This is a genomic window from Bradyrhizobium sp. 137 (assembly GCF_023074095.1).
Lineage (GTDB): Bacteria > Pseudomonadota > Alphaproteobacteria > Rhizobiales > Xanthobacteraceae > Bradyrhizobium.
In genome coordinates this window covers 55,174-79,427 of sequence record NZ_JADPKU010000053.1, presented here as the reverse complement: position 1 = coordinate 79,427, position 24,254 = coordinate 55,174, and the positions used below count along the sequence as shown (strand labels likewise).

General features: G+C 64.4%; 20 protein-coding genes and 1 pseudogene. 9 read left to right on the top strand and 12 right to left on the bottom strand.

The window, feature by feature from the left end; genetic code table 11:
• Positions 1 to 36: 36 nt before the first annotated feature.
• Genes IVA78_RS14290 through IVA78_RS14275 form a run of 4 tightly spaced genes read left to right on the top strand, consistent with a single transcriptional unit; the run spans position 37 to position 3,093 of the window.
• On the top strand, positions 37 to 243 hold the full coding sequence (locus tag IVA78_RS14290; protein ID WP_247280150.1) for a hemin uptake protein HemP: 207 nt from the start codon (positions 37 to 39) through the stop codon (positions 241 to 243).
• A 5-nt stretch (positions 244 to 248) separates the two neighbouring features.
• Positions 249 to 1,202 carry a hemin ABC transporter substrate-binding protein gene (locus tag IVA78_RS14285; protein ID WP_247466028.1) on the top strand — a complete coding sequence of 318 codons (954 nt, stop codon included), beginning with the start codon at positions 249 to 251 and terminating at the stop codon, positions 1,200 to 1,202.
• On the top strand, positions 1,199 to 2,293 hold the full coding sequence (locus IVA78_RS14280) for an iron ABC transporter permease (protein WP_247466025.1): 1,095 nt from the start codon (positions 1,199 to 1,201) through the stop codon (positions 2,291 to 2,293). The genes IVA78_RS14285 and IVA78_RS14280 overlap by 4 nt, the downstream gene beginning before the upstream one ends.
• The gene (locus IVA78_RS14275) at positions 2,290 to 3,093 is read left to right on the top strand and encodes a heme ABC transporter ATP-binding protein (protein ID WP_247466023.1); all 804 of its coding nucleotides are present in this window, start codon (positions 2,290 to 2,292) and stop codon (positions 3,091 to 3,093) included. Before IVA78_RS14280 ends, IVA78_RS14275 begins: the two co-directional genes overlap by 4 nt.
• A 70-nt stretch (positions 3,094 to 3,163) precedes the next feature.
• On the opposite strand, the gene IVA78_RS14270 is transcribed toward IVA78_RS14275, so the two are convergent.
• The 5 genes and pseudogenes from IVA78_RS14270 to IVA78_RS14250 form a co-directional block, all read right to left on the bottom strand.
• Positions 3,164 to 4,840, bottom strand: coding sequence for a mucoidy inhibitor MuiA family protein (locus tag IVA78_RS14270; protein ID WP_247466020.1), 1,677 nt, complete (start codon positions 4,838 to 4,840; stop codon positions 3,164 to 3,166).
• Positions 4,841 to 5,022: 182 nt separating this feature from the next.
• Positions 5,023 to 5,322 (bottom strand): annotated as a pseudogene (locus IVA78_RS14265) (DNA-binding response regulator); the annotation flags it as partial.
• Between the two features lie 5 nt (positions 5,323 to 5,327).
• A complete protein-coding gene (locus tag IVA78_RS14260; RefSeq protein ID WP_247466017.1) occupies positions 5,328 to 5,963 on the bottom strand; it encodes a GNAT family N-acetyltransferase in 636 nt (211 codons plus the stop codon).
• A 22-nt stretch (positions 5,964 to 5,985) separates the two neighbouring features.
• A complete protein-coding gene (locus tag IVA78_RS14255) occupies positions 5,986 to 6,636 on the bottom strand; it encodes a CoA transferase subunit B (RefSeq protein WP_247280156.1) in 651 nt (216 codons plus the stop codon).
• A 76-nt stretch (positions 6,637 to 6,712) separates the two neighbouring features.
• Complete coding sequence (locus tag IVA78_RS14250; protein ID WP_135165543.1) at positions 6,713 to 7,420, bottom strand: CoA transferase subunit A; 708 nt, start codon at positions 7,418 to 7,420, stop codon at positions 6,713 to 6,715.
• 287 nt (positions 7,421 to 7,707) lie between these two features.
• Between IVA78_RS14250 and IVA78_RS14245 the strand changes: the two genes are divergently transcribed.
• Complete coding sequence (locus IVA78_RS14245) at positions 7,708 to 9,600, top strand: AsmA family protein (RefSeq protein ID WP_247466489.1); 1,893 nt, start codon at positions 7,708 to 7,710, stop codon at positions 9,598 to 9,600.
• A 93-nt stretch (positions 9,601 to 9,693) separates the two neighbouring features.
• Here IVA78_RS14245 and dctA read toward each other — a convergent pair whose 3' ends face one another.
• Both dctA and IVA78_RS14235 read right to left on the bottom strand, forming a co-directional pair.
• Positions 9,694 to 11,079, bottom strand: coding sequence for a C4-dicarboxylate transporter DctA (dctA, locus tag IVA78_RS14240; protein WP_247466014.1), 1,386 nt, complete (start codon positions 11,077 to 11,079; stop codon positions 9,694 to 9,696).
• A gap of 54 nt (positions 11,080 to 11,133) precedes the next feature.
• Positions 11,134 to 12,207, bottom strand: coding sequence for a 4-oxalomesaconate tautomerase (locus IVA78_RS14235; RefSeq protein ID WP_247466012.1), 1,074 nt, complete (start codon positions 12,205 to 12,207; stop codon positions 11,134 to 11,136).
• A 110-nt stretch (positions 12,208 to 12,317) separates the two neighbouring features.
• On the opposite strand from IVA78_RS14235, the gene IVA78_RS14230 reads away from it, so the two are divergent.
• The 4 genes from IVA78_RS14230 to IVA78_RS14215 all read left to right on the top strand — a co-directional run bounded on the left by IVA78_RS14230 (position 12,318) and on the right by IVA78_RS14215 (position 16,919).
• Positions 12,318 to 13,298, top strand: a complete 981-nt coding sequence (locus tag IVA78_RS14230) for a LysR family transcriptional regulator (protein ID WP_247466009.1) — start codon at positions 12,318 to 12,320, stop codon at positions 13,296 to 13,298.
• A 405-nt stretch (positions 13,299 to 13,703) separates the two neighbouring features.
• Positions 13,704 to 15,089, top strand: a complete 1,386-nt coding sequence (locus IVA78_RS14225; RefSeq protein WP_247466006.1) for an ABC transporter substrate-binding protein — start codon at positions 13,704 to 13,706, stop codon at positions 15,087 to 15,089.
• Positions 15,090 to 15,183: 94 nt separating this feature from the next.
• Entirely contained in the window at positions 15,184 to 16,056 is an 873-nt protein-coding gene (locus IVA78_RS14220) for a sugar ABC transporter permease (protein ID WP_247280158.1), read from the top strand.
• Positions 16,053 to 16,919, top strand: coding sequence for a carbohydrate ABC transporter permease (locus tag IVA78_RS14215; RefSeq protein WP_247280159.1), 867 nt, complete (start codon positions 16,053 to 16,055; stop codon positions 16,917 to 16,919). Before IVA78_RS14220 ends, IVA78_RS14215 begins: the two co-directional genes overlap by 4 nt.
• Positions 16,920 to 16,970: 51 nt before the next feature.
• Here the strand turns inward: IVA78_RS14215 and IVA78_RS14210 are convergent, their stop codons facing one another.
• Genes IVA78_RS14210 through IVA78_RS14190 form a run of 5 tightly spaced genes read right to left on the bottom strand, consistent with a single transcriptional unit; the run spans position 16,971 to position 24,122 of the window.
• Positions 16,971 to 17,783 carry an ABC transporter permease subunit gene (locus tag IVA78_RS14210; protein WP_247466003.1) on the bottom strand — a complete coding sequence of 271 codons (813 nt, stop codon included), beginning with the start codon at positions 17,781 to 17,783 and terminating at the stop codon, positions 16,971 to 16,973.
• Positions 17,784 to 17,787: 4 nt separating this feature from the next.
• Positions 17,788 to 18,702 (bottom strand): ABC transporter permease, encoded by a 915-nt coding sequence (locus IVA78_RS14205; protein ID WP_247466000.1) that lies wholly within the window; start codon positions 18,700 to 18,702, stop codon positions 17,788 to 17,790.
• On the bottom strand, positions 18,699 to 19,871 hold the full coding sequence (locus IVA78_RS14200) for an ABC transporter ATP-binding protein (protein ID WP_247416262.1): 1,173 nt from the start codon (positions 19,869 to 19,871) through the stop codon (positions 18,699 to 18,701). The genes IVA78_RS14205 and IVA78_RS14200 overlap by 4 nt, the downstream gene beginning before the upstream one ends.
• 52 nt (positions 19,872 to 19,923) lie before the next feature.
• Positions 19,924 to 21,399 (bottom strand): glycerol-3-phosphate dehydrogenase, encoded by a 1,476-nt coding sequence (locus tag IVA78_RS14195; RefSeq protein WP_247465997.1) that lies wholly within the window; start codon positions 21,397 to 21,399, stop codon positions 19,924 to 19,926.
• Between the two features lie 35 nt (positions 21,400 to 21,434).
• A complete protein-coding gene (locus IVA78_RS14190; protein ID WP_247465994.1) occupies positions 21,435 to 24,122 on the bottom strand; it encodes an EAL domain-containing protein in 2,688 nt (895 codons plus the stop codon).
• Positions 24,123 to 24,254: the final 132 nt, after the last annotated feature.

Below are 24,254 nucleotides of genomic sequence, written 5' to 3'. Positions count from 1 at the left end.
GACGCATCTGAATTTCGAAAGCGCATCACACCAACAATGTCAGCAACATCAGGAGACAGCAGCAGCGGCGCGGCGGGGGCGGCAGGAGGCCCTTCTGCAGCAACGAGAACCCTCACCATGCGAGGAAGCCGGATCGACAGCCGCGAGCTGTTTGCGGCCGAGCGCGAGATCATCATTGCGCATGGCGAGGACAGCTATCGCCTGCGCCTGACCTCGCAGAACAAGCTGATCCTGACGAAGTGAACGCAATGACATTTTGTCGCACTCTTGCAAGCCTCCTGCTCTCCGGCACGTTCGCGCTCATGTCCGGCGCGCACGCCGCCGGTGTCACCGTGCACGACGCGCGCAATCGCGACGTCGCCATCACCGATTTCGCACGCACGGTCTCGATCGGCGGCGCCATCACCGAAATCCTCTATGCACTCGGCCTGGAGAGCCGGCTGGTCGGCGTCGACACGACGAGCCTCTATCCGGCGGCGGCGCTGCACGACAAACCCAACGTCGGCTACATGCGCCAGATTTCCGCCGAAGGTGTGCTGGGCCTCAACCCGACGCTGATCCTGGCGATCCAGGGATCGGGCCCGCGCGAGACCATGAACATCCTGGAGGCGGCGAAGGTGCCGCTGGTGCTGGTGCCCGAGACGTTCTCCGAGGAAGGTCTGATCGAGAAGATCAAGCTGGTCGGCCACGCCATGAGCGTCGATGCGCGCGCCGAATGCCTGAGCGCTGCGGTCGGCACCGATCTCGCGCAGCTCCGCGCGTTGCGTGCCAAGGTGACGAAGCCGGCGCGCGTGATGTTCGTGATGTCGCTCCAGAACGGACGCGCCATGGTCGCCGGCCGCAAGACCGCGGCGGACGAGATCATCCAGCTCGCCGGCGCCGCCAACGCCGTGGACGATTATGATGGTTACAAGATCATCGGCGACGAGGCGATCGTGGCAGCCAAACCCGATGTCGTGCTGTCGATCGAGCGCGGCAACGATTCGCTCCAGGCCGAAGCGGTCTATGCCCATCCCGGCTTTGCGCTGACGCCGGTTGCGTCCAACAAGAGTTTCATCACCATGGACGGGCTCTATCTGCTCGGGTTCGGGCCGCGCACGGCCGCGGCCGCTCGCGATCTCTCCGTCAAGCTCTATCCGACGCTGGCCGAACAGGGCGGCGCGTTCACGTCGGCCCTGTCGGCGGCGAATTGCCGGCAATGAGTGTGGCGGTCGGGACGGATGCGCAAGGCCGGCGACGACGCGCCGCACGAGCACGTGCCGCATCGTTCGCGCTTCCCCTTCTGGTCGTGCTACTCGTGCTCACCGCCATCGTTGCGCTGACGGTTGGCGCGGCCGGTATTCCTCTCTCGCGACTGCCTGCTGCGCTCGGCTTTGCCGGCAATACGATCGCCGACGCCACGACGGCGCGTCACCAGCTCGTGCTGTGGTCGATCCGCATTCCCCGGATCGCAGCGACCGCGATGGTCGGCGGCCTGCTCGCCGCGGCCGGCGCGATCATGCAGGGACTGTTTCGCAACCCGCTCGCCGATCCCGCGCTGGTCGGCGTTTCCAGCGGCGGCGCGCTCGCGGCGGCGAGTGCGATCGTCTTCACCGATTCACGCTTCGGCGAAGCGCTGCGCTTCCTCCAGACCGAGCTGTTGCCGCTCGCGGCCTTTACAGGTTCGCTGACGACGACCGCCATCCTCTACGGCATCTCCAGCCGTGCCGGGCGAACCTCCATCGCGATCTTCCTGCTCGCCGGCGTCGCCATCACCGCCATTGCCAATGCCGCCATCGGGCTGCTGGTGTTCGTCGCCGACGACCGCCAGCTCCGCGACATCACGTTCTGGCTGCTGGGCTCGATGAGCGGCGCGACCTGGACCAAGGCCGCCGTGCTCACGCCGATCCTGGCCGTCGGGCTTGCTGCCTGCGCCTTCATCGCGCGCGGGCTCGATCTCCTGGTGCTCGGCGAAGCTGACGCTTTTCACGGCGGGGTCGACGTCGAGCGCCTGAAACGGATCTCGATCGTCATGGTTTCCGCCATGACCGGCGTTGCCGTGTCGATCAGCGGTGTCATCGGCTTCGTGGGCATCGTCGTGCCGCATCTGCTCCGTCTCGTCGTCGGACCGGCGCATCGCCTGCTGCTGCCCGCCTCGGTGCTGCTTGGCGCTATTCTGATGGTCGGCGCCGACACGCTGGCGCGCACCATCGTGGCGCCTGCGGAGATGCCGATCGGCATTTTGACCGCGGCCGTCGGTGCGCCGGTCTTCCTGGCCATCCTGCTGCGGCAGCGTGGGCTCGCCTCGCTATGAGCGCCGTGATCGAGGCGCGATCCTTGAGCAAGCACGCCGGCCGCGCGACGCTGCTCGATGGGGTTGGCCTGCATGTCGCGGCCGGCGAGATGGTCGCCATCATTGGCCCGAACGGCGCCGGAAAGTCGACGCTGCTGCGGCTGCTCTCCGGCGATCTCCGCCCGAGCGAGGGCGAGGTGCGGCTGAAGCGGCGCGACATCAGCAGCTTCACGCCGCGCGAGCTCGCCGCGCGCCGCGCCATGCTGTCCCAGCACATCAACGTCACCTTTCCCTTCACGGTCGAGGAGATCGTGCTAATGGGCGCGGGCGATCGCAGCTCGCGCGAGGCGAGCGCGCTCGTCGATGCCGCGCTGGACGAGGTTAGCCTCGCCCATTTCAGAGACCGGCAATTGCCGACACTGTCTGGCGGCGAGCAGCAGAGAGCCCATTTCGCCCGCGTGCTGGTGCAACTCGCCTGCGGCGAGGCCGAGCACGGCCCCGGACTTCTGCTGCTGGACGAGCCGACCTCGAGCCTCGACCTGCGCCACCAGATCGACCTCGTGGAAGCCGCGCGCCGCCGCGCGGCAGGTGGCACGGCGGTGGTCGCAATCCTGCACGACCTCAACCTCGCGATCCGCTTCGCCGACCGACTGATCGTGCTGAACCGCGGTAAGCTCGCCGTCGACGGCCCGCGGGCCGATGTCATCACGCGCGAGATCATCCGCGACATCTTCGAGATCGATGCCGCCGTGAACCAAGGCGACGACGGCGTACCGTACGTGCTGCCGCAATCGATGCGAGCGGCTGGGCCTGCGCGATGATGCCCAGTTGTTCGCGCAGAGCTTGCGGCGCACTTCACCTGTCCCTACGGGAGAGGTGAAGAGACACCGTCTAGCCGGCCGGTGCGATCACCATGCTCTTGTCCTTCGGCCAGCGGATGCGCCAGGCGAAGTTGATGTCCTTGGGCTCGCCGGGCTTGGCGTCGAACGACCATTCCAGCACGCCGCGCTTGTCGCGGATGTTGCTCGCGGTGGGCGGCGTGCTTGCGGGCAGCATCTCGACCACGATGTCCTCGTTCTCGCTGACCGGCAGCTGATCCTCGATCGCAATCTTGATCGGGAAGTCGTGTCCATTGCGGATCGTCGTCTTGAACGCGCGCTCGTCGGTCTTCGACGTCGTGACAAGGAGACCCGCCGACCCCTCGTTGCGCTTGAGCACCGCGCGCTCGATCTTAACCTTGTCGTCGGCGCCGAAGCCGAGCCGCACGATGTCGTCCTTGGCCGACGCCGTGATCTTGCCGCGGCCGACGAAGACGCCGTCGCGGTAGATCGCAACCTTGCCCGGCAATAGAGTCGCCTCGTCGCTCTGCCTGAAGCTGGCTTCGAGGAAGGCGGTCGGGTCCATCACCGGGGCGGCCCGCACCGCCAGATCGGCGGGCACATTCACCGACGCGATACGGAGGCTCTTGGCGCCTTCGGCGGCGCCGAGGCTGACGCGCCCGGGAATCTTGAAGGTAGCGTGGAAGTCACCGATCTCGGCAACCGCCTGCTGCTCGTCGGCGCGTTCATGCGACTCGGCCGATTCGGCCATTTTCGAAAGATGGGGCTGCATCTGACGTGCGACCGGCGCGGGCCGCGCCAGATCGGAGACCGTTCCTGCAGCCACCGGTCTCGCCACCTGCGGATATTGCGCGACCAGCGAATTAAGCTCCGGGGCGCTGCCGCCGCGGCTGATGCGAACGGTGGAGACGCCGAGCGTGACGTTGGACCAATCCTCGCCGGTCGATTGGGTGACCTCGGCGCGGCGCACCAGCTCGAGCTGCGGCTTGCGGTCCTTGGCGTCGGTGTCGAGCCGGGCGTCATAAAGCGGCAGCCAGCGCGCATTGCGCACGGTATAGGTCACCCGCAGCGTCGCCTTGGTCGCGGCTGCCGAGGCGACGTCGATCCGCACCTCCAGCTTGCTCGGCGGCTTGGCCGAACGCTCGGCCTCGAGCTGCGCGATCTGCCGATCGATCTCGCGCTGTTTTCGCGCGGCCTCGCGGATCGCAGTGTCGGCGGTCGCGATCTCCTCGGCGACGGCGGCAAAGGCCGCGCGCCATTCGGTGATCGGCCGGGCCTCGCCCTTGTCGCCGAGACCGGCAGGCGAGGCTTCGGCAAAGTGCTGCGCAAATTTGCGCCGGGCGGTGGCCGAGTCGATGACACCTTGCAGATCGGCGCGCTGATCCTTCAGCGCCTCTATGCGCTTGTCGAGCTCCGGCAGGTTCACCGGCGGCGCCGCACGCGGCGGTCGCGCGTCGATGGTGCCGATGGTCAGCTTGGCGCCCGCCTCGCCTTCGACGCGGAGGGAGGACGGATCGAGCGAGAGCGGAAAGTCCTTCGCGACCAGCGTATTGTCACCAGAGGCCAGATCCAGCGCGATGACACGGGTCACGGTGGCACCATCGGGATAGACGGTGACGGTGTCGATAGCCGATGTGGCGTCCACGTCGGCGGCCCATGACGGCAACGCCGCCGCCGAGGCCACCAGGACCAGACTCGTCGTCGCCAGATATTTCGCGATGGTACGCATAAATTTCCTCCCTGCCGATATCGACGCGTCACCAGCCGGACGCGCGAAAAGATGCCTCGCCATCGTGATGAGACGCGGCAGGGAAGGAACCGGTTCGATTGGGGTTTCCGTGGGACGCTGCGGCGGCGGCAGGGTGGCCGCGGAACGCGTTGTGGTCCCGCCAAGCCTCGGACATGGGCAGCCGAGCCCTGACCGAACATGCGACGAAGCAGATCGGCCGGGTTGCGGGCGGCTTTCGGCAACACGCTGGCGCCGTAGCCCTCGATCGTCCGCCCGCTCAGATGCGTGCGCCGGCGGTCTTTGTTGGTGAGGCGCGCAGCGAGATGTTCGAGCCGTCGCCTTCGCGCTTGGTCGGCGGTTCGCAGCCGGCCAGCCAGCGCTGGCGGTTCGCGCCGGGCTTGCGCGAACTCGTCAACGGCAGCATCGATCCGATCGACCATGTCGCGGGCGCGGAACGGCTTTCCGATGAAATCGGCCGCGCCGCAGGCTAGATTGTCCGCACGAACATGCGAAAGCCGGGCGCGCCGATCAGCGCCTCGAAATCGGGATCCCGCTTCTCCTCCGCGAACACGAATCCGGCCTTGCTATAGGCACGTTCGGCGGGCTCGTTGCCGATCAGAAACGATATCGTCGCCCGGCCAAATCCAGCCGCCCGCCCTTTATCCAGCGCGTGCCGGATCAGCGCCTGCACCAGCCCGCGACCGCGATAGGCGGGATCGGTTGCGATATATTCTATCATCCAGTCGCCCTCGCCGCCCTGAACCCAGCAGGCGCGCGTATAGGCGCCGCGTCGACGGATGGCTTCCAGCTCCGGCGCGGCGAGCCCGGTTGCAGCGGCGACTTCCTCGATCGCGCGCCAGGCCGAAGGTCCGGTGCCGGCCGCCGGCAGCGCGGATAGCGCGGCGGCAGGCATGCCATCGATCTCGGCGATCAGGAATTGCGAGACGTGCCACATCGACACCGCGTCTGCGACGGTGATGCGCGCGATGAAATCGAGGCACTGCGCTTCGGGCCAGCCGAGCGCGACGTCGAACCAGCCACGCGTGCGGTAGCCGCGCTGCGACGTCAGAATGGTTCGTGCGACAAAACCGGCGTCGTCGGGACGCGCTGACCGTATCGTCATGCGCGCCTCCATTGCGACGGCCTTACGTATTCTTCAGCGCAACGCGGAATTCGGCTTCGGTCTTGGCCTTGACCTCCTCGAGCGAGACGCCGTCGGCGAGCTCGATCAGGGCCATGCCGCCGTCGCCGTGCTTGTCGATGGTGAAGACGGCGAGATCGGTGACGACCATGTCGACCACGCGCTCGCCGGTGAGCGGCAGGTTGCACTGCTTCAGTAGCTTCGGACCGTCCTTGGCGGAATGCTCCATCACCACGACGACGCGCTTGACGCCCGCGACGAGATCCATCGCGCCGCCCATGCCCTTGACCATCTTGCCCGGGATCATCCAGTTGGCGAGGTCGCCGTTCTGGGCCACCTGCATGGCGCCGAGGATCGACAGATCCATGTGACCACCGCGGATCATGCCGAAGGAATCGGCGCTCGAGAAATAAGACGTCGAGGGCAGTTCGCTCACGGTCTGCTTGCCGGCGTTGATCAGGTCCGCGTCCACCTCGTCTTCATAGGGGAACGGGCCCATGCCGAGCATGCCGTTCTCGCTTTGGAGGCTGACGTCAATGCCGTCGGGGATGTAGTTCGAGACCAGCGTCGGGATGCCGATGCCGAGATTGACGTAATAGCCGTCGCGCAGTTCCTTCGCGGCGCGCGCGGCCATCTGTTCACGGGTCCAGGCCATCTAACTCTCCTGTAGTGCTTCATTGCGCATGATCTTGCCGGAAAATCGGTATCCACTTTTCCGGATCATGCGCGCCTTAAGCGGCGGGTCGCGGGCGGGTGTTGCGGAATTCGATGCGCTTCTTGGCCGTGCCGACCTCGACGATGCGCTTCACGAAGATGCCGGGCGTGTGGATGTGGTCGGGATTGAGTTCACCGGCCGGAACCAGATGCTCGACCTCGGCCACCGTGATCTTGGCGGCGGTCGCCATCATCGGGTTAAAGTTGCGCGCAGTCTTGCGGTAGATGAGATTGCCGGCGGTGTCGCCCTTCCAGGCATGCACGATGGCGAGATCGGCGAACAGGCCACGCTCCATCAGATATTTCTCGCCGTCGAATTCCTTCACTTCCTTGCCTTCGGCGATCAGCGTGCCGACGCCGGTCTTGGTGTAAAAGGCCGGGATGCCGGCGCCGCCGGCGCGAATGCGCTCGGCCAGCGTGCCCTGCGGATTGAATTCGAGTTCCAGCTCGCCGGCGAGGAATTGCTGGGCGAACAGCTTGTTCTCGCCAACATAGGACGAGATCATCTTCTTGATCTGCCGGGTTTCCAAGAGCCGGCTGAGCCCGATACCGTCGACGCCGGCATTGTTGGAGACCACCGTCAGGCCCTTGACGCCGGACTCGCGGATCGCGTCCGACAGCTCCTCGGCGATGCCACAGAGGCCGAAGCCGCCCGACATGATCATCATGTTGTCTTTCAGAATGCCATCGAGAGCCGACTTGGCGTCGGGATAGACCTTGTTCATGCAAATGACCTTCGACTGAACCTTCGGCTTGCGGGCGTCGCGCCTTATTGGCGGCGATTATTAGGCGAAATTCTCCGAAGCCGTCAATGATACGGGGTTCTCCGATCCGTGGCCGGGTGATAGAAGCTGCCCACGCCATGGGCAGAATCGTCCGCGGCCTTGAAAGCGACAAGAAAACCCATCAAGTTGCGGGACTTAACATAATAAGGCTTGGGCATGGGCACGCAGGTTTCCCGACCCGCCCTTCTGGCTCCAATGACCAACCCGATCAGGACATGCCATTGACCATGGCCCAAGGAATGAAGCGCCTCGGGACGCCGATCGCGGCGCTGCTCGGCCTGGCGCTGATCGCCCTGATCGCGACCTCCTGGCTCATCAACCGTGACGCGCTGCGCCAGGCGGTGGAAGCGCAGATCCGCGACGTGACCGGGCTCGAGCTCAGTGTCGCAGGCAACATCGACATTTCGGTCCTGCCGGCGAGCTATATCTCCTTCCGCGACGTCGGTCTCAAGGGCGGCGGCGCCACCGATCCCGCGCTCCATGTCGACGTCCTTACTGCCAATTTGCGGCTGCTGCCGCTGCTGCTGCAACGGTTCGAAATCGCCGACCTGACGCTGCTGCGGCCGCGCATTCATGTCAGCCTGAAGCCGGACGGCGAGAGCAACTGGACGCCCTTCATCCAGACCATTGCGCGCACCATGAAGCCCGGCGCCGACAATCAAGTGTCGTTCTCCGAGATCAGGATCCAGGACGGCGTGCTCAATTACGAGGACGTTGCCACGCGCGCCACCGAGAAGCTAGAGGACATCGACCTGTCGCTGGCCTGGCCCTCGATCTCGCGCTCCTTCGCCGCGACCGGACAGTTCGACTGGCGCGGCGAGCGCGTCGATGGCTCGATCAGCTTTTCCGATTTCGTCGCCGCCCTCTCCGGCGAGCGCTCAGGATTGAAGGCGCGGATCGCGAGCGCGCCGCTCAAGCTCGCCTTCGACGGCAGCGTCGCCAACCGCACCAGCCCGATGATGGAAGGCACGCTCACCATCGACAGCCCGTCCTTGCGCAATGCGCTGCGCTGGACCGGCCAGCCGCAGCCCGCCAGCGGCGGCTTCGGCCGTTTCGCGCTGAAGGCGCGCGCCAATGTCGTGGGTGCCTCGATCGCGCTCACCAACGTCAATGTCGAACTCGACGGCAATGCCGCTGAGGGCGTGATGACCTACGCCAATAACGGCCGGCAGACGCTGCAGGCGACGCTCGCCGCCGACGCGCTCGACTTCACACCCTATATCTCGACCTTCCGCCTGCTCGCGAGCGGCGCGCGCGACTGGAACAGGCAGCTGTTCGATCTTAACGGGCTCTCGACCACTGACCTCGACATGCGCCTGTCGGCGGCAAAGCTGACGGTCGGCCCGTCGAAGCTCGGCCGCACTGCGATCGGCGCCAATTTGCGCAACGGCACGCTGGCGCTCTCGGTGGGCGAGGCCCAGGTCTATGGCGGCATCGCCAAGGGCTCGTTCGGCATCGCGCGCGCCGACAGCGTCGCCGACATCAAGGCGCAATTCCAGTTCACCGACGTCGACCTCCAGGCTTGTGCCTCCGAACTGTTCGGCCTCAACAAGCTGTCGGGCCGCGGCAACATCAACGTGTCGCTCTTCGCCTCCGGCTCGAGCCCGTTCGGTCTCGTGCAGTCGCTCGACGGCAGCGCCACCGTCACCGGGCATGACGGCGCGATCTCGGGCTTCAATGCCGAGCAGCTGCTCAAGCGGCTGGAGCGGCGGCCGCTGTCGGGCGGCGGCAATTTCCGCAACGGCTCGACCCCCTACGACAAGCTCACCATCGCAGTGAAATTCTCCGACGGGATCGCCACCGCCGAGGACATCCGCATCGAAGGACCCGCGGCGAAGATCACGCTGACCGGCACCGCCTCGGTACCGACACGCGAATACGACATGAAGGGCGTCGCGAGCCTCAACACGACGTCAGGCTTTCAATTGCCCTTCATGGTGCAGGGGCCCTGGGACGATCCCCTGATTTTCCCCGACCCCGAAAGCCTGATCCGGCAGTCGCCTGCGGCCTCTCCCTTCCTCGATCTCCTGAAGCAGCGCATTACCGGGGGCGGAAAGCGCCCGGCGCAGGACGGATCGCCGGCGGCGGAGAACGCGAAGGAGAGCGCCAAGTCCAACTAGAGTGATTAACCTCGCTCTCTTAGGCTTGGCAGCCTGCGCACAGGCTCGATTTGCCAAATCCAATACTGCGACGGATTTGATGCAAACGCGGCGTCAAGCGGCCGATTGCGTCGTCGAGATCCAGCTCTTGTCCTCGTGCACCATGGTTGCCCCGTCGATCTTCGTCCCGGCCGCGACCTTGATAGTGCCGCTCTGTCCCAGTTCACGGGCCAGCACCTCGCGGTCACAGGCGTCCTCCCACAGCGAAATGGTGATGGATGCGACACAGTTGCTGATCATGCTGGTCAGCGCCCGCGCCTCCGACATGAAGCGGTCAATGCCAACAAGCAGCGCCACGCCGGTCACCGGCAAATCCGGCATGACCGAAAGGGTCGCGACAAGCGCGACGAAGCCGCTGCCGGTGACGCCTGCCGCCCCTTTGGAAGTCAGCAGCATCAGTCCGAGCATTGCCGCAATCTGCCCCCATGACAGGTGAATGTCGCAAGCTTGCGCAATGAAGATGGAAGCCAGGGTGAGATAAATGGCGCTGCCGTCCAGATTGAAAGAGTAGCCCATCGGCAACACGAGCCCCGATACGCCTTTCCGGCATCCGAGTTGCTCCAGCTTGCGTAGCGCACCAGGCAACGCCGGCTCCGACGACGACGTGCCGAGCACGATCAGCAGTTCTTCCTTGAAGTAGCGGATAGTCTTCCACAGGCTGAAGCCGTTAAGCCGCGCCAGCGTGCCAAGCACGACGACCACGAAGACGGAGCAGGCGATATAGAACGTCAGGATCAGCAGTCCGAGCGAACCAATCGAACGGATGCCGTAGCGCCCCACCGTGAACGCCATGGCTCCAAAGGCGCCGAGCGGAGCGAGCTTCATGATGAAGCCGAACGACACAAACAGCACCTGTGAGAACGAATCGACTGCCTTTGTCACCACCACACCGCCATCGCCGGCACGGCTTAGGCCAAAAGCGATCAGGACAGAAATCAGTAGCACCGGCAGCACTTCGCCGTCGGCAAACGCTCCAAAAAACGAATGCGGGATGATGTGCAGCACGAACTCCGCGAATCCGGTCGCACCTGCCTGCTTGGTGAATTTCGCGGCCACCGACGGATCCAGCGTACTGACGGACACATGCATGCCAACACCCGGCTGGATCAGCGATACAGCGAGTAACCCGGCCAGCAGTGCGAGCACAGTCAGCAGGTAGAACAGCGCCATGGATTTCACCAGCGTGCGGCCGATCTCGCGGGAATCGCTGATGCTGTTGATGCCGCTGACGATAGTGCAGAACACGATCGGCGCGATCATCATCTTGACCAGCTTGACGAAGCCGTCGCCAAGCGGCTTCAGCGCGGTACCCAACTCAGGCCACAGATGGCCCGTGAGGACACCCAGCATCAGGCCAATCAGCACCTGGACGTAGAGAATCCGGTAGAATGGCTTCCCCGCCTGCGTGTTCGGGTGCCCAACCAGCGCTTGCTTCTGCATTCGCGTTTCTCCCATGGCTCTGATTTTTCTTGATGGCTTCGAAGGCGGCGGGCTTCAGGCCGCCAGCACCGAATGAGGCACGTGCGATCGACGGGCGAAGACATGGCCCTCGAAAATTCGCCGGGCCGTCCGCTGCACCCGGGCAATTGGGCCGGGCTCCAGCCGAACGACGAGCTGGCCGGAGGGATGGGCGAGCGTGATCGGGACCGGCAGTGCCAGCGGCCCGACCATCTCTGCGGCGATCGTTCCGGGCGTCACGCAGGCAGTCGCGATCGCGACAGCGCCGGTCACCGCCAGCGCGCTATGGCAGTCATGCGGCATGAAGTACCGGATGTTCAACGCCCCCTCGCCCGCAGGCGCCATCAGAACCGGCTTCGGGATCACCATTGTCGCGGAGTTCGGAAAACCCATCCGGCGTCCCGCCTCGATGCGCAAGTTCTCGAGACGCGCACGGAAGCCGCTGTCGGCGAAGTCCGAGGGCGCCTCACGGCCAGCCCAGCCCAGATCCGCCGCGCGGACCAGCATGACCGGAATCGCCGCGTCGATGCAGGTCACGTCGATCCCTTCGATGCAGTCGACCGGACGTCCCGTCGGCAGCAGGCGACCGGTGCATGCGCCGGCCGCGTTGGGGAAGGACAGTTCGATGGGCGCGGCCGTTCCCGGTACGCCGTCGATCCGCGCCTCGCCCTCGTAAGTCACCCGCCCGCCGGGAGTGGCAACCGTCGCATCAATCAGCTTGCCGGTGTTGACATTGTGGACACGCACATGGGTGCGATCCGCGGTGGCGGCGACCAAGCCGGCTTCGATTGCGAACGGCCCCACCGCTGCCAGCATATTTCCGCAGTTCGGCGAGGTGTCGACGATCCCTTCACGAACACGGACCTGGGCAAACAGGTAGTCAACATCTGCGCCGGGTACCGAGGCCGGCCCAATGATCGCGACCTTGTTGATAACGGCATTGCCGCCGCCGATTCCATCGATTCCAAGATCGTGCCCACCTCCCATCACGGACAACAGGATCGCGTCGCGCAACCTGGGATCGGCCGGAAGATCGCGGGCCAGGAAGAACGGCCCGCGCGAGGTACCCCCACGCATGACCACACAGGGAATCGCAATCTGATCGTTCATGGACCTTTTCCGTCGGCGACGTCTTCACTCGACCATCCCCCCTCTGAACTCTTTTGTGAAATGCAAATATCCGATGTATTATTCCGCATATCGATATAATGGAGGCTGCCATGAACGCAGAACTGCTCGACCTCAAGGCGTTCATCACCGTCGCGGAGACGGGAAGCTTTGTTCGCACCGCCAAGGCGCTGAACCTGTCTCAGCCGGCGCTCAGCCGACGCATTCAGAAGCTGGAAGAAAGCCTCGGTGCGCCGTTGCTCGAGCGGTCGACGCGCCACGTCAATCTCACCATGACGGGCCGTGACTTCCTGCCGAAGGTGCGCCGCCTCATCGACGAGTTTGAGACGTCGGTGCTCGCCATCCATGATATCGGCGCGCGAAGTTCAGGCTTGGTCTCGGTGGCTGCGGTGCCGACAGCAGTATTCTATTTTCTGCCGCGTGCGATCGGCCGGTTTGCCGAAGCCTATCCGCGCATTCGCATCCGGATTCTGGACATCGGTGCCAATGAGGGACTGGAAGCGGTAGCGCGCGGAGAAGCCGATTTCGGCATCAATTTCATTGGTGCTTCGCATGCCGAGATTGACTTTGAGAAACTGGTTGAGGATCCTTTCGTCCTGGCCTGCCGTCATGACCATGCGCTGGCGTCACGCAAGCAGGTAAGCTGGTCGGAAATTGTGCCGCACCGGGTGATCACCGTCGGTCGCAACAGCGGCAATCGCGCATTGATCGACAATGCGCTGGCGCGACACGGTCTGCAGCTGAACTGGTCCTATGAAGTCGCTCACCTCTCAGGTTCGCTTGGCCTGGTCGAAGCGGGACTGGGCATTGCCGTGCTACCGAAGCTCGCGACGCCCGCCGCCGATCATCCGGTCATTCACACCATTCGGTTGGTCGAGCCGGAAGTGTCGCGGACGATCGGAATCGTGCGCAGGCGCGGGGCGACACTATCCCCTCATGCGAGCCAATTTCTCAAGATGCTGCTCGAGACATGGCGTTCGCTTTCCCGGACCAGCGGGCAAGGCAAGGCGCGATCCCGATCCGCTCAGGCTAGTTCGCATGCCATTTCAACAGGGCTGAAGGGGAAACGCTGACAGTTTGCCCGCTAAGCGGTGCAAGTCCGTTCCCCGACGAACCTGAGCTCCTGGATCAATCGGCCCATTTCCTTCAGAGACATTTTGGCTCCCGCAGCCGGAGCGCCGCGGCGCTACGAGCCGGCTGCGTTGCGTTCAGTCCTCATACCGCTTACAACAGCTGAGTCTTTCGCTGGCGGCGAGCAGGTGTGTGGAGCTGCGCATGGGCAGGCCAAGCCAGAACGCACAAGGCGAATTAATCGCTGCGAATTGATGCGGCGATTGGATCGATACGCGGGTTAAGCATCTCCGCGAGGCTCTATCCCACGACATTGGTCTGACAACATGGCGCTAGATCAGACTTCCGCCATGCGCTAGTGTTTTAGACGGCCGGCTAAAAACACCGGCCGTTTGAGGGAGAAAAACGTGAGATCCAAGGTTATTGGCGCAGTATCATTGGCGGTCGCTGCGGTTGGGCTTTTCGCCGCCACTGCACCCGCCTTTGCGCAGCAGAAGACGATTACGGTCTGGTGGGGCAAGGGCTTCTATCGCTCCGAAGACGACGCGCTGATCGAGACGATCAAGAAGTTCGAAGCCAAGACCGGCATCAAGGTCGAATTGTCGCAGTACGCGATCCAGGACATGATTCCGAAGACGGTCGCGGCGCTCGATGCCGGCACCGTGCCCGACGTTGCCTACTCCGACTCCTATGACGTGCAGGCGCAGGGCAAGTGGGCATACGAGGGCAAGCTCGAGGACCTCACGGATGTCATGGAGCCGATCAAGGGCCGGTTCGTGCAGAACACGCTGGACGCGTCGATCCTCTACAACGATGTGACCAAGAAGAAGGCCTATTACGGCTTCCCGCTGAAGCAGCAGAGCATGCACGTCCAGATCTGGAACGACATGCTGGAGAAGGCCGGCTTCAAGCAGAGCGACATTCCGACCGATTGGACGGGCTATTGGTCGTTCTGGTGCGACAAGGTGCAGCCGGCGATCCGCAAGGCGACCGGCCAGCGCATCTATGCCGTGGGCCAGCCGATGGGCGTGGAATCCACCGATGCCTTCCAGTCGTTCTACACCTTCATGGACGCCTACCACGTCAAGCTGGTCGACGATGACGGCAAGCTGCTGGTCGATGATCCCAAGGTCCGCGAGAACCTGATCAAGGCGATGAAGGACTACACCGACACGTACATCAAGGGCTGCACGCCGCCGTCCTCGACGACGTGGAAGGATCCTGACAACAACGTTGCCTTCCACAACAAGACGATCGTGATGACCCACAACTTCACGATCTCGATCGCGGCGAAATGGTTCGAGGACTCGCAGAACCAGGCCCTCACCCAGGAACAGCGCGACGCCGGCAAGAAGGCCTATGAACAGGACATCATCACGGCGTCCTTCCCCAAGGCGCCGGATGGCTCGACCATCCGCTACCGCTCCGACGTCAAGACCGGGCTGATCTTCACCGCGGCCAAGAACAAGGCCGAGGCCAAGCAGTTCATCAGCTTCCTGCTCCAGGAAGAGAACGTCCGTCCCTATATCGAGGGCGCGCTCGGCCGCTGGTTCCCGGTGACGAAGGAAAGCCAGGAAAGCCCGTTCTGGCAGGCTGACAAGCACCGCAAGGCAGTCTACACGCAATTCAAAGGCGGCACCGCCGCGTTCGACTTCACCAAGAACTGGAAATTCACCGTTCTCAACAACGAGAACGTGTGGGCGAAGGCGATGAACCGGGTGGTGAGCGAGAAGGTTCCGGTCGATAAGGCCGTCGACGAACTGATTGCCCGCATCAAGCAGGTCGCGGGTTAAGTCGTCCGCCCCTCTCCCCGCGTTGCGGGGAAAGGTATAAGAACAACACCGGCCGCGTTTCGCGGCCGGCTTCTCTTTGAAGAGTTCGAAAAGAATGGCGATCACGCTCTCTGGCGATCAGGCAATTCCCGGCCCGCCTCTGTCGTCGCGGCTGACCCCGGCGCAGGTCTGGGGCATCGTGCTGCTCGCGCCCTACCTGCTCGTTTTCCTGGCCTTCGTCGTTTATCCCGTCTGCTATGGGCTGTGGCTGGCGCGCGCTCCGGCGAACTACGTCGCGCTGTACAACGACCCGATCTTCGCGCGCGCCGCGGTCAACACGCTGATTTTCCTGGTCATCGGCATCAATATCAAGATGCTCATCGCGCTGTTCTTGTCCGGCTTCTTCGCCCAGCAGCGCACCTGGATCAAATGGCTCTCGGTGATCTTCATCCTGCCCTGGGCGGTGCCGTCGATCCCGACCATCCTGTCGGTACGCTTCATGCTCAATCCGGAATGGGGCATGATCAACCACCTCATCTTCTCCTTCACCGGCGATGACGGCCCGAACTGGCTGAACGATCCGACCGTGGCGCTGAGCATGGCGATCGCCGTGCACATCTGGAAGTCGCTGCCGTTCTGGACGCTGATCCTGATCACGGGCCGGCTTGCGATCTCGCACGATCTGTTCGAGGCCGCCGAGGTCGACGGCGCGAGCTGGTGGCAGAAATTCCGCTACATCACCTGGCCGTCGATGCAGACGCTCTACGTCACCTGCACGCTGCTCTCGATGATTTGGACGCTTGGCGATTTCAACAGCGTCTATCTGCTCACCGGCGGCGGCCCGGCCGACCTCACGCATGTGCTGTCGACGCTCGGCATCCGCTATCTCCGGCTCGACCAGCTCTCGCTGGCCATGGCGTCGATCGTCTGCGCGATGCCGTTCGTCCTGCCGCTCGTGTACTTCATGATGAAACGGTTGTCGCGATGAAGCTCCCCGGCGTAAGCGAATTTTCTTGGCGTGACGTCGCGACCGAAGCGCGGCTGCTGCTGATCGGCATCCCCGTCTTCCTGTGGACGATGATCCCGATCTATCACATGTTCCTGTTCGCGATCTCCCCGAAGGAGGACGCGTTCTCGGGCAAGCTGTGGCCGGATCATCCGACGCTGCATAACTTCGAGATCGTGTTCAAGCAGCAGCATTACTTTCTGCGCGACTTCTACGTTCAGTTCTGGAATTCGACGGTGATCGCCGTCTCCGTCGGTGTGCTGACGCTGTTCATCGCAACCGCGGCGGCGTTCTCCATCTCACGGCTGAAGGTGCCGGGCGGACGCACCGTGCTGAACCTGGCGCTCTTTACCTATTTCATCCCCGCCGCGTTCCTCGCCGTGCCGATGTACCGCACCATGGGCAATTACGGCCTGCTCAACAATCACTGGTCGCTGATCCTGGCCATGGTGACGATCGCCTCGCCTTACGCGATCTGGGTGCTCAAGCAGGCCTCCGACAAGCTGCCGGTCGAGCTGGACGAGGCCGCCGTGATGGACGGCGCGACGACGCTGCAGATCTTCCGTCTGGTCTACCTGCCGCTGATGATGCCCTCGCTGGTCGCGATCGGCACCTATGCGGTGCTGCTCGCCTGGAACGAATATCTCTACGCGTTCCTGTTGCTCTCCAACGACCGCGAGATCACCCTCCCCGTCGCGCTCGGCAACTTCCTCGCCGCCGACGACTCCCCGTGGGAGCTGTTGATGACCACCGGTTTCATCTACGCGCTGCCGCCGGCCGCGGTCTACTACGCCTTCCGCCGTTACATGGTGGGCGGGCTCACGGCGGGTGCAGTGAAGTCGTAGGCAAACTGGTCATTCCGGTGCACGCGCAGTGCACCCGGAATGATGCCTTCGCTACAGCGGCGCCGCGCTCTCGCCCTGTGAGCTCGACAGTTTCGAGACGAGCGAGGCAATGACGACGACCACCGCGATCAGGGCGATCACCAGCGTGCAGATCGCGTTGATCTCCGGCTTCACCCCCAACCGCACCTCCGAGTAGATCCGGATCGGCAGCGTCGCCGAGCCGGGACCCGTGGTGAAGCTCGCGATCACGAGATCGTCCAGCGACAGCGTGAATGCAAGCATCCAGCCGGCGACGATCGCCGGCGCGATCAGCGGCAGCGTGACGGCCACGAACGCGCGGACGGGATCGCAGCCGAGATCCATGGCGGCCTCCTCCAGCGAGCGATCGAGCGAGCCGAGGCGGGACTGCACGACCACGGCGACGAAGCACATCGTCAGCGTGGTGTGGGCGATCGTCACCGTCCAGAAGCCGCGCTCGGCGTTGAGCGCGACGAACAACAGCAGCAGCGACAATCCGGTGATCACCTCCGGCATCACCAGCGGCGCATAGAGCATGCCGGAGAACAGCGTACGTCCGCGGAAGCGTTCACCACGCGACAGTGCGACCGCTGCGAGGGTGCCGAGTAGCGTGGCAATGGTTGCAGACGAGACCGCAACCCGCAGGCTCATCCAGGCCGCCTCGATCATGGCGCGGTCATTGAAGAACTCGTGATACCAGCGCAGCGACCAGCCACCCCACACCGTCACCAGACGCGAGGCGTTGAAGGAATAGATGACGAGGATGAGGATCGGCAAATAGAGAAACGCCAGCCCGAGCGCGAGCGAGGCGACGTTGAAGCGGGAGAGACGGGAGAGCTTGCGCATCGTATCAGCGCCCCTGTTCCAGTTGCCGCTTCTGGAGCCGCTCATATAGCAGAAGCGGTAGCAGCAGCATCACCAGCAGCACGATGGCCGCCGCGGACGCGACCGGCCAGTCCTTGTTGGTGAAGAATTCGAGCCAGAGGGTCTGGCCGATCATCAGCGAATTGGAGCCGGCAAGAAGATCCGGGATGACGAACTCGCCGACGATTGGAATGAAGCACAAGAGCACGCCGGCGCCGAGGCCGGGCAGCGACAGCGGGAAGGTGACGAGCCAGAACACCTGCCACGGCGGCGCGCCGAGATCGCCGGCCGCCTCCTCCAGCGCCCGCTCCATCTTGGCGAGCGTGGCATAGAGCGGCAGGATCATGAACGGCAAATAGGAATAGACGATGCCGATACACATCGCGCTGTCCGTGGAGAGCCACACCACGGGCTGGCTGACCAGATGCAGCGCCAGCAGGATCTGATTGAGCAGGCCATCGTGCTGGAGGATGTTGATCCAGGCATAGATCCGTATCAGGAACGAGGTCCAGAAGGGCACGATCACCAGCACCATCGCCACCGCCTGCCAGCGCTTCGGCAGCCGCGCCATGCCATAGGCGATGGGGTAACTGATCAGGAGCAGGAGCGCGGTCGCCGTGACCGCGACGATGAGACTGCGCACATAAGCGAATACGTAGATTTCGTCGGAGATCAGCAGCCTGAAATTGTCAATCGACAACGCAGCAAGGGCCGTCTTCAGCGCTTCCCATCCCGCCGTCAGGTCGAACACGGGCTCGTAAGGTGGCTGAGCAATCGCCGTCTGCGACAGGCTGATCTTCAGCACGAAGCCGAACGGCACCAGGAAGAACAGCGCCATCCAGAGGTAAGGCGCGATGGCAGCAAAACGCGCCGGCCGCGCGAAGATACGGCGGGAGCTCATGACGGCAGCACCACGCAGTCGTCGGGCGTAAACCAGGCGATGACTCTCTGGTTCACACTGTAGGCATCGACGTCGAGGCGCGCGCTGTTGACGACTGAAGCTTGCACCATTCCGCCGTCGTCGAGCTTCACCTTATAGGTGGTGGTGCCCCCGAGATAGCAGATGTCGGCGATCACGCCGTCCAGACTGTTGATCGCCGTTTCACGGCCGGCCTCAAACACCGGCCCGCGGCGTGAGAGCTTGACCTTCTCGGGCCGGATTGCGACCGACAGTTTCGTCTCGCTCACCGGCTCGCGCGGCTCCGCCGCCACCAGCGTGCCCGCTTCACGGGTGGCGATCACCAGGCGATGCCCATCGCGCAGCCTGAACTCGCCGTCGAACAAATTGACGTCGCCGACGAACTCGGCGATCCAGCGCGAGCGCGGCGCCTCGTAAAGCTCGCGCGGGGTCGCGACCTGCGCCAGCTTGCCGGCGTTCATCACACCGATCCGGCTCGCCATCGTCATCGCCTCTTCCTGGTCGTGGGTGACGACGATGAAGGTCATGCCGAGCCGGCGCTGCAGCTCCATCAGCTCGGCTTGCGTGCTCTCGCGCAGCTTCTTGTCGAGCGCGGCGAGGGGCTCGTCGAGCAGCAGGAGCTGCGGTCGGCGGGCCAGCGCACGGGCGAGCGCGACGCGCTGGCGCTGGCCGCCGGAGAGCTGGTCGGGCTTGCGTTTCTCCAGCCCCTCGAGCTTCACCAGCGCGACCATCTCCGCAACGCGCGCGGCAATGTCGGCGCGCGCCATACCGGCGCGCTTCAGGCCGAAGGCGATGTTGTCTTGTACCGACAGATGCGGGAACAGCGCGTAGCTCTGGAACATCATGTTGATCGGACGCTCGTGCGGCAAGGCCTGCGCGATATCCTTGCCCCCGAGCAGGATGCGCCCCTCGTCCGGCGCCTCGAAACCGGCGAGCATGCGCAAGAGCGTGGTCTTGCCGCAGCCGCTCGGACCAAGCAGCGCGAAAAACTCGCCGGCCCTGATGTCGAGCGACACGCCGTCCACGGCACGGAACGTCCCGAAGTTCTTGGAGACGCCCTCAATGCGCAGCAACGGCTGCCCGGCCACCGGATGTTGATCTCCGCTGGCCGCATTCGCCGCGGCGTCTGTTCTGGGCAACTCGTCCGTCATGTTCCCTGCCAACCCCGATTCCGCCGCACGCTAGCGGCCGATCGTGCCTAGCTCAACCGGTTCGGGATGAATCGTTCACACCCGCCATGAACGCGGCCAGCGCGTCGCGATCCGCTGCGGGCATGGTCAGACCAAGCTTGGAACGGCGCCACAGGATGTCCTCTGGGAAGCGCGCCCATTCGTGGGTCATGAGATAGCGCACCTCGGCCCCGGTCAGCTCGGGACCGAAGGCGGGACCGAGCTCTTCACGGATCTTGGCCTCGCCGAGCACCGCCGCTAACCGCGAGCCGTAGGCGGCAACCAGCCGCTGGGCCTGCGGCTCCGAGAGAAAGCGCCAGCGGCCGCGCGCGAGATCGACCTCGGTATCAAAACGATTCCAGGCAAAATCCCCGCCGGGCAGCACTGCGCCGGCGGTCCAGCGCGGCGACATCGGATAGAACCGCGCCAACTTCGTCACCGCCCTCTCCGCGCGCAGGCGCGACGTCGTTATGTCGCCGCCGAACATCGTGATCAACGGCGCCTTGCGCCGGCGCGCGTGGAACAGGGTGTTGCCATCACGACTGCGCGCGGACGCCAGGGTCAGGTTGACGCCGGAGACCGTCTGGACCACGTCGGACGGGGTAACGCGCTCGCGGAAATAGCGGCTGGCCGCCTCGCAAAGATAGCTGATATCGGCCCCAGGCATGGCCACGATCGCGGGATCGCCGGTGAACTCACGCGTGACCGTGCCGATCAGGGTGAAGTCGCGCTCGAAGGGCCGGGCAAAGATCAGCCGTCCATCGTTGTTCTGCAAGACGTAGACGTTATCGGATTCGAACAGCCGGGGCACGATGATCTGGCTCATCTGCATGGCGGCCATGGCGAGCAACGGCTGCCGCAGCACAGTCTCCGCCACCACCGACGTCCAGGCCCCGGTCGCGTTGGCCAGTGCCCGGGCCGTGATCGTGCGGCGCTGGCCCCGATCGACCACCGCAAGCCGCCAGGCGTCGGTTCGATCGGCGCGGACGCAACGCGCGCCGGTCCGGATCACCGCGCCACGCTCGGCGGCATCGAGCGCCGTGACCACCACCAGACGGGAATCATCGACGACGCAATCCGAATATTCGAACGCCGTGCCGAACGGACGCTTCAGCGCGTTGCCAACCGGATGATGCGTGATGTCGAGCGTTGTCGCGACAGGCAGCCCGCTCCGGCTGAGGCTGTCATAAAGGAATAGGCCGGCGCGCAGCAGCCATGGCGGACGTTCGTCGGAATGGGCGGGAATGACGAACTGCATCGGCCGGACCAGATGCGGCGCGATCCTGAGCCAGGTCCGCCGCTCCATCAGCGCCCGGCGCACCCGCCAGAACCCGCGCCGTTCCAGAACCGACAGATCGCCGTGGATCAGCCGCGGCGTCGCCGACGACGCCCCGGCGCCGAGATCGCCCTGCTCGAACAGGACGACCCGCAGACCGCGGCCAGCCGCATCGCGCGCGAGGCTGACACCGTTCAGGCCGCCGCCGATGATCGCAAGGTCGTAATCCGCCATGAGCCGACGAGAAGGAGCGAAGCGCCCCATCATCATTAGCCGGTCTTGAGCGCAAGCTCCATGACCTCAGCGCGGCCGACGAGGCCGGCATATTTCCCGATCGGCAGGGGCTTGCCGAGCAGATAGCCCTGCACGCCATCGCAGCCCTCCTTGGCAAGGAAGGCGAGCTGGTCGGTGGTCTCGACGCCCTCGGCGATGATCGACATTTCGAGGCCGTGGCCGAGATCGATCACGGCTCGCACGATTGCCGCCGATTGCGGGTTGCGGCCGAGATTGATGATGAAGGCTCGGTCGATCTTGATCTTGTCGAACGGGAACGCCTGGAGATAGCTCAGCGAGGAATAGCCGGTGCCGAAATCGTCCATGGAGATGCGCACGCCGAGCGCCTTCAGCCGGCGCAGCAGCGCAAGGCCTCGATCAAAGTCCTCGATCAGCACGCCCTCGGTGATCTCCAGCTCGAGCCGGCCGGGTGCAAGGCCGGTCTCGATCAGGATCGAATGGACGAGGCCAACCACGTCACCGTGCATGAACTGCGCCGGCGACAGATTGACTGCGACCTGGAGCGGATTTGGCCAGGACGCCGCCTCACGGCAGGCCTCGCGCAGGATCCACTCGCCCATCTCGACGATCAGGCCGCTCTCTTCCGCGATCGGGATGAATTCGGCCGGCGAGACCTGACCACGCACCGGATGCTGCCAGCGCGCCAATGCCTCGAAGCCGATGATCTCGCTCTCGGCGACGCTGTGGCCGGCGGCGCCCTGCGGCTGGAAGGCGAGCGAGAGCTCGCCATTCTTGATCGCCATCGATAGGTCCTGGTGCAGCACCCGGCGATCGCGGATCTGCTGGTCCATCTCCGGCTGGTAGAGGCTGATCGTGCCGCGCGACTTCTGCTTGGCGCGGAACAGCGCCGCGCCGGCATTGGCAAGCAGCGAGGCACCATCGGCGCCATTGTGCGGGAAGACCGACATGCCAGTGGTGATACCGGCGCGAACCGGCCGACCATCGATCTGGAATTCCCGGGCGACGGCTTCGCCGATCTGCTGCGCCAGCGCCATTCCGGCGTCCGGCTGCTTGCCGTCGATGATGAGACCGAATTCGTCGCCCGACAGGCGCGCCACCACGCCGCCGCGTGCGGAGTCCTGGAGCCGCTGGGCCACCTCGATCAGGAGCTTGTCGCCGAGCGCATGGCCGAAGACGTCGTTGACCTCCTTGAGGCCGTCGAGGTCCACGCACAGGACGGCAAACTCCTCGACCGTGCCTTCGCAGGCCTCGATCATCTGGGTCAGCGCCTGGAGGAAGGCGGCGCGGTTCGGCAGATCGGTGAGGCCGTCGTGATAGGCCATGTGCGCCATGCGCGACTCGGTCTGCCGGCGATCGGTGACGTCCTCATGGGTCTTGATCAGATATTGCGGCTCGCCGGCATCGCTCAACACGGTGGCGCGGCGTGTCAGGAACAGACGCAAGCCGTCCTTAGTGGAGATCGGATGCTCTTCGGTGATCATCCCGCGCTTCTTGATTGCGGCCTCGTCGCGCGCGATGATCAGCTTGGCTTCCTTGGGATTGAAGATATCCGCGGCAGTCAGGCCCGTGGCTTCCTCCCGCCTGCGGTTGAGAATCGTCTCGGCGCTGCGGTTGGCGAGCAAATAGCGGCCGTCCTTGACTTGCTCGACGATCAGCGCGACCGGAATGTTGTCGACCACGAGCTCGAGGAACTTCTTGGTGCTCTCCAGTTCCTGCGACAGCGAGCGGCGGTCGGTGATGTCCTCGAATACCAGCAGCAGGAATCCGGGCCTGTTGCTTTCATTGCGGACCGCGATCCGGATCGAGGCGACCATCCGCTGCTCCCCGCCACGCTCGACCTCGAAGTCGTTGCGGAATTGACCGTCCGGCGAGTTGAGCGCGGCCTGGTCGGTCGCCTCGATAGTGGCCGCCGAGGCGGGCGAAAACAACTCGCGCGCATTCTTGCCGACCACGTGATCCCGCGAGAAGCCCCAGAAGCGCTCATAGGCGGTGTTCGCGAAGATGTAGCGGCCGTCCTCGATGCTCTTCGCGGCAACACAGGCCGGCACATTGTCCAGCACGGTTTCCAGGAACTGCTTGGTGGAGGCGAGCTGTTGCGAAAGCCGCCGCTGTTCGCTGACGTCGAGATGCGTCGCCACCGAGCCGCCGTTCGGCAGCACGTAAAATTTCACCAGGATGGCCCGTCCATCCGGCAGCTCGGTGATCAAACCGTTGCTGCTTGCCGCCTTCTCGTAGAACTCGTCAACGGAGGCTCCGCCGAGCACCCCGCGCTTGCGTCGCAGCTCGAGGAGTTCGGAGCCGTTCATGTTGGCCCGGATATCCGACCGCGTCAGGCCATAGATCTCGAGATAGCGGTCGTTGCAGAAGATGACGCGCCGCTGCGCATCCGTCATCACCACGCCCTGGTTGAGATTGTTCATTGCCGAGGAGACGAAGGCATTGCGCCGCATCTGCGAACGCCTGGTCCGCCGCAGCGAGGAATGGATCCATAGCGCGATCGCGGCGAGGAACGAGCAGACGATGATGCTCGCGATCAGGACTTCCCAGATCACGTTGGGATCGAGCTTGGCGAGATCGCCCGGAGCGGTGAAGCTGTCCGACAGCGCAAAGGCGTGCGCAGGGCCGACCGCGCTGGCCAGGCACACGACGGCCTGCACAGCAATCGGAAGCGCACTGCCCACGTGCCAGTTTTTCTCAGCCATCCGCCACCCGCGATTTCAACGCCGGATTGTCTGGCTTCGCGGGTTTGGATCGGGTAAACGCCTGTACGCGCAACGGAAAAATGTGACGCGAAACACGGCAATTGCCCTGACATGATAAATGCTTCCTTAACG

Coding starts and splice junctions, on each gene's coding strand:
- IVA78_RS14280 (WP_247466025.1), top strand. CDS start 1,199: ATGAGTGTGGCGGTCGGGACGGATGCGCAAGGCCGGCGACGACGCGCC.
- IVA78_RS14270 (WP_247466020.1), bottom strand. CDS start 4,840: ATGCGTACCATCGCGAAATATCTGGCGACGACGAGTCTGGTCCTGGTG.
- IVA78_RS14260 (WP_247466017.1), bottom strand. CDS start 5,963: ATGACGATACGGTCAGCGCGTCCCGACGACGCCGGTTTTGTCGCACGA.
- IVA78_RS14290 (WP_247280150.1), top strand. CDS start 37: ATGTCAGCAACATCAGGAGACAGCAGCAGCGGCGCGGCGGGGGCGGCA.
- IVA78_RS14195 (WP_247465997.1), bottom strand. CDS start 21,399: ATGGCGGATTACGACCTTGCGATCATCGGCGGCGGCCTGAACGGTGTC.
- IVA78_RS14250 (WP_135165543.1), bottom strand. CDS start 7,420: ATGAACAAGGTCTATCCCGACGCCAAGTCGGCTCTCGATGGCATTCTG.
- IVA78_RS14205 (WP_247466000.1), bottom strand. CDS start 18,702: ATGAGCTCCCGCCGTATCTTCGCGCGGCCGGCGCGTTTTGCTGCCATC.
- IVA78_RS14210 (WP_247466003.1), bottom strand. CDS start 17,783: ATGCGCAAGCTCTCCCGTCTCTCCCGCTTCAACGTCGCCTCGCTCGCG.
- IVA78_RS14230 (WP_247466009.1), top strand. CDS start 12,318: ATGAACGCAGAACTGCTCGACCTCAAGGCGTTCATCACCGTCGCGGAG.
- IVA78_RS14190 (WP_247465994.1), bottom strand. CDS start 24,122: ATGGCTGAGAAAAACTGGCACGTGGGCAGTGCGCTTCCGATTGCTGTG.
- IVA78_RS14215 (WP_247280159.1), top strand. CDS start 16,053: ATGAAGCTCCCCGGCGTAAGCGAATTTTCTTGGCGTGACGTCGCGACC.
- IVA78_RS14275 (WP_247466023.1), top strand. CDS start 2,290: ATGAGCGCCGTGATCGAGGCGCGATCCTTGAGCAAGCACGCCGGCCGC.
- IVA78_RS14255 (WP_247280156.1), bottom strand. CDS start 6,636: ATGGCCTGGACCCGTGAACAGATGGCCGCGCGCGCCGCGAAGGAACTG.
- IVA78_RS14235 (WP_247466012.1), bottom strand. CDS start 12,207: ATGAACGATCAGATTGCGATTCCCTGTGTGGTCATGCGTGGGGGTACC.
- dctA (WP_247466014.1), bottom strand. CDS start 11,079: ATGCAGAAGCAAGCGCTGGTTGGGCACCCGAACACGCAGGCGGGGAAG.
- IVA78_RS14220 (WP_247280158.1), top strand. CDS start 15,184: ATGGCGATCACGCTCTCTGGCGATCAGGCAATTCCCGGCCCGCCTCTG.
- IVA78_RS14200 (WP_247416262.1), bottom strand. CDS start 19,871: ATGACGGACGAGTTGCCCAGAACAGACGCCGCGGCGAATGCGGCCAGC.
- IVA78_RS14245 (WP_247466489.1), top strand. CDS start 7,708: ATGGCCCAAGGAATGAAGCGCCTCGGGACGCCGATCGCGGCGCTGCTC.
- IVA78_RS14285 (WP_247466028.1), top strand. CDS start 249: ATGACATTTTGTCGCACTCTTGCAAGCCTCCTGCTCTCCGGCACGTTC.